The following is a 12,071-nucleotide window of genomic DNA, read 5'->3' on the forward strand; positions in this document are numbered from 1 at the left end:
GCCGCTGGACGGGCCATGAACATGTTGCCGATAATAAAGATGAAATATGACAGCTTGATGAAATGTATTTGCTTTTGACAATGTTTCTTGCCTGTCCGCCAATCGTCCGCAGTTTGCCGATAGCGGCCAAAAACGCGATTTATCACGGTCTAGTCCGTGCATCACCCAAATAAAAGATGGCAATTGTGCCGGATAACTGTGTTTTAAAAGTGCCAATCCGCGCTATGATTTCTCTTGGCGAAAGTCAACATGGGCAGCCGCGGCGTCTGGCAGAGCCGCCTGCTTTCCTCGACATCCAACAATGAGACAAACAACCCATGCAATTACGTAGTGCAACCCTCATATTCAGCATGCTGGCCGCTTTCGGTGGCAATGCCATGGCGCAATCCTGCCCGGCCGGCGACGGCGCTCCCGTGACTTATCCTGTGAGCAAAAAAGTCGACCAGCAAGACAGCTACTTCGGCACCACCATCGCCGACCCTTACCGCTGGCTGGAAGACGCCAACAGCGCCGAGACGGGCGAGTGGGTGGCGGCGCAAAACAAGCTGACGCAATCGTACCTGGGCACCATCCCCGAGCGCGCGGCGATCAAGCAGCGCCTGACCCGGCTGTGGAACTATGAGCGTTTCTCTACGCCAACGAAGCAGGGCGGCCGCTATTTCTACAGCCGCAACGACGGCTTGCAGAACCAGGCCGTGCTGTACACGGTGAAAAAGCTGACGGACGAGCCCCGTTTGCTGCTGGACCCGAACACCCTGTCCACCGACGGCACGGTGGCGCTGGCCGGCACCTCGATCAGCCCGAACGGCAAATACCTGGCCTACGCCACGTCCGCCTCCGGTTCCGACTGGAACGAGTGGAAAGTGCGCGACATCGAATCGGGCAAGGATTTGACGGACCACATCAAGTGGGCCAAGTTCTCGGGCGCCTCGTGGACCAAGGACAACACCGGTTTCTTCTACAGCCGCTATGACGCGCCGAACGAAGCCACCAAGCTGGCCGATATTAATTACTTCCAGAAATTGTATTTCCACAAGATCGGCACGCCGCAAAGCGATGACGTGCTCGTCTTCGACCGTCCCGACCAGAAGGAATGGGCGTTTGGCGGCAGCACCGTCAGCGATGACGGCAATTACCTGATCATCACGGCCACGCAGGGCACGGAACGCAAGAACCGCATCTTCTACAAGGACTTGCGCCAGAAGAACGCCAAGGTCGTCGGCTTGCTGGAAGCGTTCGACGCATCGTACTCGTTCATCGACAATGACGGCCCCGTGTTCTTCTTCAAGACGGACAACAAGGCGCCGAAATCGCGCGTGATCGCCATCGATACGCGCAAACCTGCGCCCGCCGACTGGAAGGAAATCGTGCCGCAGGCGGCGGAAACCCTGGTTGCCGTCAACCTGATCAACAACCAGCTGGTGCTCGATTACTTGAAGGATGCGCAAACGCAAATCAAGATCGTCGACCTGAATGGCAAGCTGGTGCGCGAAGTGGCCTTGCCGGGCATCGGTTCGGCCGGTGGTTTCGCGGGCAAGCGTGGCGACACGGAAACGTTTTACTCGTTCACCAGCTTCACGACGCCGGCGACCATCTACCGCTACGACATGAAATCGGGCAAGAGCAGCGTGTACCGCCAGCCGAAGGTCGATTTCGACCCGAACGCCTTTGAAACGCGCCAGCAATTCTTCACCAGCCGCGACGGTACCAAGGTGCCGATGTTCATCGTCTCGAAAAAAGGCATGAAGCTCGACGGCTCCAACCCGACCTATCTGTACGGCTATGGCGGCTTCAACGTGTCGCTGACGCCGAGCTTCTCCGTGGCAAATCTTGCCTGGGTGGAAATGGGCGGCGTCTACGTGATGGCCAACCTGCGCGGCGGCGGAGAATACGGCGAAGCCTGGCATCAGGCTGGCACCAAGCTGAACAAGCAAAACGTCTTCGACGATTTCATCGGCGCGGCGCAATGGCTGGTAGACAACAAGGTCACCTCGCCATCGAAGCTGGCGATCGGCGGCGGCAGCAACGGCGGCCTGCTGGTCGGTGCGGCCATGACGCAGCGTCCGGACCTGTTCGCCGCGGCCATCCCGCAGGTGGGCGTGCTCGACATGTTGCGTTTCCACAAGTTCACCGTGGGCTGGGGCTGGGTGCCTGACTATGGTTCGTCGGACGATGCCGAACAGTTCAAGGCGCTGGTGAAATACTCGCCGCTGCACAACCTGAAGGCGGGCGGCTGCTATCCGGCCACCATGATCACGACGGCCGACCATGACGACCGCGTCGTGCCTGCCCACAGCTTCAAGTTCGCCGCCGCCGCCCAGGCAGCGCAAGGCGGCGCGGCACCCGTGCTGATTCGCATCGACAGCAAAGCCGGCCACGGCGCCGGCAAGCCGACGACCAAGCAGATCGAAGAAGTGGCCGACCGCTGGGGCTTCCTCAGCCGTTCGCTGAAGATGGCGCCGGTGACGGCGGCTGAGCCGGCCAAGGTGGCGGCGCAGTAAATCGGTGCAGTAATGCTGTACTTGCTGTAAGGTAAAGAGCGCGGGCGCAGTTGGCCCGCGTTTTTTTTATTCTACTTTCAATAATTTCCTTGCTGAGATGATGTTTCTAAAATAAATAAAGTATGATTGAGTTAATTTATGAGTAATTTAAAATTAACGGGTGATTTTAATAATGAAAAAAGTTTTGTGGGTGAAATTTGGTTGGTCCGACTATTATCGAGGCGAGCCAGTTGATGGAAATTTTAGTTGGCTAAAAGGCAAAAAAAATAGCAAGATAAGAGGGCCGGGACATGAAGCTTTTAATTTTAATCCTGGTCCCGACGGAAGATTTTACTGCTATGTTCCGCCACAAAATAAGCTATATACCCCCTCAAATAATGATCCAGATGGTTGGACCGTTATTTGTCTGGCGAAAAATCCGAAACATAAGGGTATCCATATCGTCGGTTGGTATGAGAATGCTACATTACATGGGGAATGGCTGGCACCGCCTGCCGGTGTCATGAGCCAGCGCGGTGAATCCGGAAGCCCAGGCTACGATTGGTCATATTGCATAAGCAGTAAGAACGTGCATATTGTTCCGCCAGAATACCGAACTAGGCCATTCTCTGATCCTACCGTAAGGCAGGGGAAATATTCTTTTTTGGCGGGGCCAGACGTCGATACGAATGAAAGCAAGAAACGTGTTCTTCATCTCCTCGAAAGCAGAATAAAGGAGTTGGCTCCGTTTGCGGTCAAAAATCCTGACGATGAAAAGTTGCCCAATCCCGAGCTTGATGCTGCTGATCCCTTGAAAGGTTTTGGTACAGCTGAACATCGGAAAAAAGTTGAGATGGCGGCGGAGCGTGTCGTTATCGAATATTATGCGAAACGGGGATTTACATGCAAACGCGTCACGCACTTGCCTTGTGGTTACGATTTCGCTTTTACAAAGGGGAAGTTGAATCTGCATGTGGAGGTCAAAGGGACAGCCGGTCCTTCGCCCCAGTTCTTTCTTACCAGAAATGAGCATAGAAAGGGGCTGCAGTCCAATTCATCTTGGCGTCTTGCGATGGTCACATCTGCATTGTCAGCTACACCGGGTATTAATGTATATGATGCAGCTGAACTGGCAAAGGTATTTGACTTGGCGCCCTATGTATACATAGGAACGTTTATTCCCGTTCCAAGCAATTGAGCGATATTTTAAAGTTTAAAGGTCGAGTTGATGGCCATTTTGGGGCGGGCCAGGTCACGGCAACGGCGCAATTCTCGCCAATACCCCCTCCCCAAACACCGTCTGGAACGGCAAATCTTTGCGCTGCGCATAGCCGATATAGCAGTCGCACTTGAAGCGCGGGCAGGCGCGTTCCTGCAGCATGTCGGCCAGGTCATCCGCATATAAATTCCCCAGCCGCTCGGGCACGAAGTGGCAGCGCGCCAGTTCGCCATCGCCATCGACGGACAGCGACGCTTCGCCCGCCAGGCACGGTTTGTTGCGCGAGGGCGAAGGGCGGCGGTTTTGCGCGAACCACGGGTCGACGGCGTCGAGCCAGGCCAGATCTTCCCCACTGTAATAGCCGGGGCCGCGGCGGTCGTAGGCGTTCAGCCACAGGTAGACGTGGGCCGGCAAGGCCGCGCGCAGGGCGCCGATGGCGTCCAGGTGTTCGTTCATGGCCACCACGCCGACGGAATAGCGCACGCCCATGGCATCGAGCTTCGCGCAGCGGTCGAGAAAGCGGGCCAAGGTCGTCTGGTCCGGGTGGTAGGTGCACCACAGGCCGACCTTTTCCAGGCCGTCCATGCTCTCCAGCCAGTTCAATGGGCCGGACAGATTCGTTTGCAGCGCCACCTGGCGCACGTGGGGCAGCGCCGCCAGTGTCTGCATCGCGCTCCGGTAGTGGCGCCGCACCAGCGCCTCGCCCCAGGGCGTAAACAGCACGCCGATGGGGCGCGCTTGCGCCGCCACCCAGCCGGTAAAACGCGCCACCTCGCGCGCGTCGCGGGCCAGCGCGGCGCGGCTGTCGCGCTTCTTGGCGAACGGGCAGTAGCCGCAGGCGTAGTTGCAGCTCGAAAGCGTGCCCCGGTACAGCAGCGACAGCGTTGGCGCTTGCGCCGTCAGCACGCCTGGCCGCCTTCGGCCATCAGCGCGCGCACCGTCTCGGAGGCCAGCCACGGGCCGATGGTGTCGGCGTAGCTGTAGCCCCGGTCATTCAGGCGCAGCAGCGGGCCGTCTTCCTCCACCAGTTCCAGCGCGTGCAGCTCGGCCAGCTGGGGCAAGTCCGCTTCGCAGCGGCTGCCGAAGCGGGCCGCGTAGGCGTCGCGGTCCAGGCCTGGCTGCGTCAGCAGCGACTGGATCACGTAGCGACGGCGCTGTTCTCCGCCACCGAGCACGTAGCCGTGTTCGGCCTGGGCGAAGCGCGCCTCGTCGAGTGCCAGGTAGTTGTCGATGATGTTGATGGTGTCAAGGCGCGCCACGGCGTACTCACTGGAGTAATGGAGGCTGGCCGTGTACGAGCGGGCGCCTGCGCCCAGGCCCACCATGCCGTCATTCTGGCAGCAGTACGACGGACCGTCCTGCTCCGGCGCATGGGGGGCGCGGAACATGCGCATCGACACCTGCTCGTAGCCCCGGGCGCGCAAATGGTCGCGCGCGGCCGCGTACAGGGCCAGGCGGCTGTCGCCGTCCTGCGCCAGCATGATGGGGGACAGCGACTGCGCGCCCTGGCGGCGCGCCACTTTTCCAAGACCCGTCTGCTCGCGCACGTACAGCGGATACAGATAGATTTCCTCGGGCCGGAAGGCCAGCGCGCTGTCGATGGAGGCCAGCAGGCTGGCGACGGTTTGCCCCGCGATGCCGTAGATCAGGTCCAGGTTCAGGGTGGGAAAGCCGGCCGCGCGTATCAGGCCGATGGCGTGCTGGACGGTGGCGTTCTGCTGCGGACGGGCCAGCGCGCGCATCTCGCCGGCGGCAAAGCTCTGGATGCCCAGGCTGACGCGGTCGATGCCGTGCGCGCGGCATACGGCAAGGCGTTCCGCCGTGATGGTCTCGGGCGACGCCTCGATGCCGGCCGGCGTTTGTTGCAGGTCAATGCCGAGGATGTCGCGCGCGCCGCACAGCAAAGCATCGAGCTGCGCCGGCGACAGATAGGTGGGCGTGCCGCCGCCCAGCGCGAAGCGGGCGAAGCGCCGCTCGCCCAGCGCGCCATCAAGGGCGCGCATCTGCACCAGCACTTGCCGCACGTAGCGCTCGACCATGTCGGCGCCGGGGCGTGCCATGGCGAACAGATTGCAAAAGCCGCAGCGCATCTCGCAGAACGGAATATGGATGTAGGCGAAGAGGGCGGAGCGGTCCTGCCGCGCCCACAGGGGCGCCAGCGGCGCCGCCTGCGGCAGGGCGCGGTAGGCCGCCTTGTGCGGATACGAATAGGAATACGCCTGGTAGGGCGTGTGGCGCATGCGCTGCGCCAGGGTGCCCGGTTGTTCGGATGGGTTCACGGTGGGGATTCCTGGGGTGGCTGTTTTGAGGCTGTCGAATCTGGTTGAATGAAAAAGTGCGCATACGGGATATTCCACACGCTGTCGTGGGCGACCCGGTGGCCCCGGTAGCCGTCTTCGCCGTAGGCGCTGCCGTGGTCCGAGCAGACGATGGCAAACGTGGGCGCGCGCGCGGCGCAGGCGGCAAACAAGGGCGCCAGTGCGCCGTCCACATAGCGCAGGGCGGCCGCATGGCTATCCAGGTTGTCGGCACGGCAGCCGGGCAGGTAGGCGCGGTTCGGCGTGTGCAGCGCGCTGACATTGATGAACAGGAAGGTGCGCTGCGCGCCGTCCGCCAGGCGGGCTATGGCCAGCGCTACCTGTTTTTGCGTCGAATGGCGGCCGGCCACGCCCATGCCGGCGCTCCAGTGGCTTTCCTGGAACAGCGACGGCAGCACGGAGCCTAGCGCCGTCTGTTTGTTAAAGAAGCCCACGCCGCCAATGCAGATGGTGCGGTAGCCGCGCGCGGCCAGCGCGGCAGGCAGGTCCGCCTGCTCGAAGGCGTAGGTGTGCGGCGACGTCGTCTCGCTGCCGGCGAAGGCTGAAGCGAACAGGCGCGGATGGCGGCCCGGCGCGGCCGGCGTGGGCAAGAAGCCCGCGAAGAAGGCCTGGTGCGCCGCATACGTGAACGTGGCGGGCGAGTGGCGGCGCTCCCAGCCGCCCGGTGCTAAAAAGCGCCCCAGCACGGGCAATTCGCCCGCCTCGTACAGCGCTTGCGCCACGTCATAGCGCAGGGTGTCGAGCGTGAGGAAGACGATGTCGTGGCTGCCGACGACGGCGTGCATGTCGGGGATGATCGGTGTTTCTTTAAGCATGGGCCAGTTGCGCAGTGTAAGTATCGATGCCTTGCCAGAGCAGGCCGGGCAGCAGGTCGCCGAAGGCGTTCGCCTCCAGCACATGGGCCTGGCCGTGGCGCACGACGAGGTCGTAGCCCGTCACATGGCTGGCAGGGAAGGCGCGCGCGGCCTGGGCGGCGGTTTGTTCCAGCGCGGCCAGGTCGGCTGCGTTCAAGAGGCCGGACGCGTCGCCGCGCCGGTTGTCGAGGTGCAGATTCGTCATCATCTGCTGTCCGATGCGCGCCACGCGGTGCGCGGGCTGGCCCGCCACGGTCACGACGCGCAGGTCGTAATGGCTGTCGCCGCAGCGGGGCTTGTTCAGCCACGCTTCCGCGTACAGCTCCTGCGCGGCCAGCGCGTCGACGAGGGCCGCGATGTCGTGCCGCGCTTCGTAGCGCGCCATGCGCTTGACATTGAACAAGCGCGTCTGGCCGTCCCCATGCTGCAAGGCGGCCGAGGTGGTGGCTTGCTGGCGCCCGGCCCGGTTGCGCCGGTAGGCGACGACGCCGGACGCGGACGAGCCATAGCGCGGTTTCAAATAGACGCGGTCCAGGTCATGCTCGTGCAGCAGCGCCTGCAGATGCTCGTAGCCGTGCACGGGGCCGAGCAGGGTGGGAATGGCGATGCCGTGCGCAGTCAGGTGGCGCTGGCAGGCCAGCTTGTCCGTCATGCGGCTGATGTCGGCCGGCGCATTGAGCACGCGCGTGTGCGGCAGCTCAAGCAGTTGCGCCGCCAGGGCAGTCATGGCGGAAGTAAAGCCGGCAAACCACGCATCCATGGCCAGCAGTTCGCCGTGTTCGGGCGCGCGCGCGGCCGGGCGGCCCAGCAGCCGGCAGCCCGCCTGCAGCAAGAGCAGGTGAGCGGCGGCATCGTCGCCGGGCGGCTCGATCTTAAGCAGGCCAGGCTGGCGCAAGGCTTCATGCAGCAGCGCCGGCTGCGCCAGCCAGTCGCGCCATTCGAGCACCTGCGCCGGCGGCAGGCGCAGTTGCGCGCGCGCCGCCTGCATCAGGCGCGCGCGCTTGCTGCCCTGTGTCGCCAGCAGGGTGAGATGCGTGTGCAAAGGGTGAATCCGCTTATTCTCCGACGGCCACGTAGCGGTAGCTTTCGCCGTCGTCTTCATCGGCTTCCTGCGGGTCGTCCAGCACCACTTCGAAGGGCAGCGCCTTCAGTTTCGCCTGGTTTTCCTCGGAAATGTAGTGGTGCGACAGGTCCAGGCGCTGCAATTTGCCCAGCTGCGTGTGATTGAGCACGGCCACGGCGCCCAGGTCGCCAATGGTGCCCAGCGACAGGTCCAGCGTGTCGAGCTGCGCCACCAGCGGTTCCTCGGCCAGCCAGACGGCCAGGTCGTCGGCGATTTCCGCGTCGCGCAAGCCCAGATATTTCAAGGTCGGCACGGTCAGCTGCGCCAGCACCTTGCGGTACAGGTCCACATCGCCCGAGAAGCCATAGTCGTCCGTGCCCAGCCACAGTTCCAGGTGTTCCAGCTGCGGCATGCTCGATTGCGCCAGCGCTTCGGCGATCTTTTGATCGAGGCCGCCCGCTTCGATGGTAAAGCGGCGCAGGTGCTGGTGCGCGAACGGTTCGATGACGAGTTCATTGCCGCCGCGGATGCGCAATTCCTCCAGCAGCGGGAAGGCGTCCAGCAGGGGCTTGTAGCTGCCTTGCACGATCCACGAGATTTCGCATTCCTCGTACGTCATGTCGCCGATGAACAGGGCGCGCAGCTTCGGCAGTTCGGCGGCATGGGCGATCAGCGCGGCCATCACCTCGTCGGCGCCCGATTCGTACGGGTCGCCCCACATGCCGATGATCAGCGCTTCGAGCGCGCCCTTGTCGGCCTTGGCGAGGAAGCCGGCGATCAGTTCATCCATCTTGCGCTCGTCGTCGTATTCGAGCGACAGGCGGTAGACGATGCCGGGCGAGGCGTCGAAGGGCAGGTCCGGGTCGTACTGGACGACTGTCTTGTTGTGGAAGGTGGTGGTGCTGTCGGAAATGGTCATCGCGTGGGCTCCATAAAAACAGTGGAAGCCTGGATGCCGCGCGCAGTGCGGCGCAGGGACGAGCCGGGATGTGCCGCGACGCTCTGCGAAGACATCCAGGCCTGGAAATCTTGTCTATACTAAAATCTTAGCATAGCCATATGGACATATTGCGCACTGCTGGCGTGCCTTAGCGATGGATCACCACCAGCAGGGCCTTGCCCTCGGTTTTTCCAAGATTGCGGATGATATGCGGCAAATCGGCCGGATAGCGCGCCGTGCCGCCATTCTTGACCTTTTTCTTCGCCGTGCCCACTTCCAGTTCCAGGTTGCCATGGATGACCGTCAAATGCTCGGTGGTGCCCGGATCGTGCGGCTGCGACGCCAGTTCGCCACCGGGCGCCAGGGTCACTTCATACCATTCGTATTTGCCGGCCAGCTCCATCGGTCCCAGGATGCGCAGCACGTAGCCCGCGTGGTCGCCGGGCAGCGTGGGGGTTTCGTGGGCATCCGTGATGCGGATGGTTTCCACGGCTTTTTCGGCGCTCGACAGCAATTCGCCGATCTGCACGCCCAGGGCGTTGGCCAGGCGCCAGGTGATGGCGATGGTGGGATTGGCTTTTTCGCGCTCGATCTGCGACAGCATGGACTTCGACACGCCCGCGATGCGCGACAAATCCTCGAGTGTCAGGCCGCGCGCCAGGCGCAGCCGTTGCAGTGTGGCACCCACTTCAGGGGGAGAATTGGTCGAAACGCTGGTTTTCATCGGCAGGTAGCTTGCAAAGTTCAAAAGGCTTGGGTAATATCCACTATATTGAATTTCAGTTCGAAATAGTGGATTTTGAGGAAAAACACGGAAACGTGTAGACTTCAAACAGCGCTTCACGGTACAGCATTGTGCGCGCACCGGTCAAGCGGCGGCTTTTTCCCTATGGCGGCTGAAACCACACGCACACCACATGCCTACATCAGGGACACAAGGAATATCATGAGCGAGCAAGCGAAGAACACCTTTTTCAGCGGTCTGCAACAGAATCTCGATCAACTGCGCCAGCAGGGCTTGTACAAGCCCGAGCGCGTGATCGCCTCGCGCCAAGGCGCTGAAGTGGTGTGCGACGATGGCCGTACCCTGATCAATATGTGTGCGAATAACTACCTGGGCCTGTCCGGCGACCTGCAGACGCAGGAAGCATCTATTGCCGCCACGCAAAAATACGGCTACGGCCTGTCGTCCGTGCGCTTTATCTGCGGCACGCAAACCGTGCATAAAGAACTGGAACAGGCGATTTCCGCCTTCCTGGGCACCGAAGACACGATTTTGTACGCGGCCGCCTTCGACGCCAACGGCGGCGTGTTCGAACCGCTGTTCGATGAAAACGACGCCATCATCTCCGACGCGCTGAACCACGCTTCCATCATCGACGGCATCCGCCTGTGCAAGGCCGGCCGCTACCGCTATGCCCACAACGACATGGCCGACCTGGAAGTGCAGCTGCAGGCGGCCATTGCCGCCGGCAAGCGCCATAAAGTCATCGTCACGGACGGCGTGTTCTCGATGGACGGCACGATTGCGCAACTCGACAAGATCTGCGACCTGGCCGACAAGTACGGCGCGCTGGTGATGATCGACGAATGCCACGCTTCCGGCTTCATGGGCGCGACGGGCCGCGGCACGCACGAGCACCACAATGTGATGGGCCGCATCGACATCATCACGGGCACCCTGGGCAAGGCCCTGGGCGGCGCCATGGGCGGCTTTACCTCGGCGCGCAAGGAAGTCATCGACACCCTGCGCCAGAAATCGCGTCCTTACCTGTTCTCCAACACGCTGGCGCCATCGATCGCCGGCGCTTCGCTGTCGGTGCTGGAGCGCCTGGCCAGGTCGACGGAACTGCGCGACCGCCTGCATGACAACACGGCCTTCTTCCGCAGCGAGATCGAGCGCATCGGCTTTACCATCAAGCCGGGCACCCATCCTGTCGTTCCCGTGATGCTGTTCGACGCCCCCGTGGCGCAGAAATTCGCCGCCCGCCTGTATGAACTGGGCGTGCTGGTGACGGGTTTCTTCTACCCGGTCGTGCCGATGGGCCAGGCCAGGGTCCGCGTGCAGCTGTCGGCCGCGCACACCCGCGCACAGCTGGTGCAGGTGCTGGCCGCCTTCGAGCAGGCGGGCAAGGAACTGGGCCTGCTGCCGACGACCACTGCCAGTAATTAGTAATAAATAACAATAACTTACAAGATATCAGGACAAGACTATGGAACGCATTTTAGTTATCGGCGCAAACGGCCAAATCGGCAGTGAACTGGTGGGCGCGCTGGCGCTGCAGCACGGCGCGGACAACGTCATCGCCAGCGACATCGGCACGAACAATTTGTACCAGGCCAAGCGCTACGCGCAGCTGAACGTGCTGGACAAGGACGGCCTGGCGCGGATCATCGCCGACGAGAACATCACCCAGGTGTACCAGCTGGCGGCCATGCTGTCGGCCACGGGCGAGGCGGCCCCGCTGAAGGCGTGGAGCCTGAACATGGACGGCTTGCTCAATATCCTGGAACTGGCGCGCGAGCGGGGCGAAGCGGGCAAGCCGCTGCGCATCTTCTGGCCATCGTCGATCGCCGCCTTCGGCCCGAATACGCCGCAAGTGAACACCCCGCAAATGACGGTGATGGACCCGACCTCGATGTACGGCATCAGCAAGCTGGCCGGCGAGCGCCTGTGCGAGTACTACTTCAACAAGTATGGCGTGGACGTGCGCAGCATCCGCTACCCGGGCATCATCAGCTACAAATCGCCTCCGGGCGGCGGCACCACCGATTACGCCATCGCCATCTTCCATGCAGCCTTGCGCGGCGAGCGCTATGACTGCTTCCTCGATGCGAACACCACGTTGCCGATGATCTACATGCCCGACGCCATCCGCGCCACCATCGAACTGATGGACGCGCCAGCGGCATCGATCAAGATCCGTTCGTCCTACAATGTGGCCGGCGTGTCGTTCAACCCCGAGCAGCTGGCGAAAGCCATCGTGCGCATGGTGCCGGACTTCAAGATCAGCTACAAGCCGGACAGCCGCCAGGCCATCGCCGACAGCTGGCCGCAAAGCCTGGACGACAGCAAGGCCAGCGCGGACTGGGGCTGGAAGGCGCAGATCGGCGTCGAGCAGATGGTCACCGACATGCTGGCCCATGTCGATGCGGGGCAGGCGGCCAAGGCGGCCTGAAGTCCGCAGGACATTGAT

General features: G+C 62.1%; 10 protein-coding genes. 4 read left to right on the top strand and 6 right to left on the bottom strand.

What is annotated here, in order from left to right; translation table 11 throughout:
* The first annotated feature begins 317 nt into the window (after window positions 1–317).
* Both CBW50_RS10405 and CBW50_RS10410 read left to right on the top strand, forming a co-directional pair.
* Window positions 318–2,501, top strand: coding sequence for a prolyl oligopeptidase family protein (locus CBW50_RS10405; protein ID WP_216356340.1), 2,184 nt, complete (start codon window positions 318–320; stop codon window positions 2,499–2,501).
* A gap of 172 nt (window positions 2,502–2,673) precedes the next feature.
* Entirely contained in the window at window positions 2,674–3,678 is a 1,005-nt protein-coding gene (locus tag CBW50_RS10410) for a DUF3883 domain-containing protein (protein ID WP_086145515.1), read from the top strand.
* Window positions 3,679–3,732: 54 nt separating this feature from the next.
* On the opposite strand, the gene CBW50_RS10415 is transcribed toward CBW50_RS10410, so the two are convergent.
* From CBW50_RS10415 to CBW50_RS10440, 6 genes are all read right to left on the bottom strand, one after another.
* Window positions 3,733–4,605, bottom strand: a complete 873-nt coding sequence (locus CBW50_RS10415; protein WP_086145474.1) for an STM4011 family radical SAM protein — start codon at window positions 4,603–4,605, stop codon at window positions 3,733–3,735.
* A complete protein-coding gene (locus tag CBW50_RS10420; RefSeq protein WP_216356341.1) occupies window positions 4,599–5,978 on the bottom strand; it encodes an STM4012 family radical SAM protein in 1,380 nt (459 codons plus the stop codon). Before CBW50_RS10420 ends, CBW50_RS10415 begins: the two co-directional genes overlap by 7 nt.
* Window positions 5,975–6,832, bottom strand: a complete 858-nt coding sequence (locus CBW50_RS10425; protein ID WP_086145475.1) for an STM4013/SEN3800 family hydrolase — start codon at window positions 6,830–6,832, stop codon at window positions 5,975–5,977. Before CBW50_RS10425 ends, CBW50_RS10420 begins: the two co-directional genes overlap by 4 nt.
* A complete protein-coding gene (locus tag CBW50_RS10430; protein WP_086145476.1) occupies window positions 6,825–7,913 on the bottom strand; it encodes an STM4014 family protein in 1,089 nt (362 codons plus the stop codon). The genes CBW50_RS10425 and CBW50_RS10430 overlap by 8 nt, the downstream gene beginning before the upstream one ends.
* A gap of 13 nt (window positions 7,914–7,926) precedes the next feature.
* Window positions 7,927–8,853, bottom strand: coding sequence for an STM4015 family protein (locus tag CBW50_RS10435; RefSeq protein WP_086145477.1), 927 nt, complete (start codon window positions 8,851–8,853; stop codon window positions 7,927–7,929).
* A gap of 169 nt (window positions 8,854–9,022) precedes the next feature.
* Window positions 9,023–9,598, bottom strand: a complete 576-nt coding sequence (locus tag CBW50_RS10440) for a helix-turn-helix domain-containing protein (RefSeq protein WP_076568821.1) — start codon at window positions 9,596–9,598, stop codon at window positions 9,023–9,025.
* Between the two features lie 222 nt (window positions 9,599–9,820).
* Between CBW50_RS10440 and kbl the strand changes: the two genes are divergently transcribed.
* Window positions 9,821–11,047 carry a glycine C-acetyltransferase gene (kbl, locus tag CBW50_RS10445; RefSeq protein ID WP_086145478.1) on the top strand — a complete coding sequence of 409 codons (1,227 nt, stop codon included), beginning with the start codon at window positions 9,821–9,823 and terminating at the stop codon, window positions 11,045–11,047.
* A 40-nt stretch (window positions 11,048–11,087) separates the two neighbouring features.
* Window positions 11,088–12,053 (top strand): NAD-dependent epimerase/dehydratase family protein, encoded by a 966-nt coding sequence (locus tag CBW50_RS10450; protein WP_086145479.1) that lies wholly within the window; start codon window positions 11,088–11,090, stop codon window positions 12,051–12,053.
* The last annotated feature ends 18 nt before the right edge of the window (window positions 12,054–12,071 follow it).

The organism is Janthinobacterium sp. GW458P (assembly GCF_002127585.1).
Classification (GTDB): domain Bacteria; phylum Pseudomonadota; class Gammaproteobacteria; order Burkholderiales; family Burkholderiaceae_D; genus Janthinobacterium.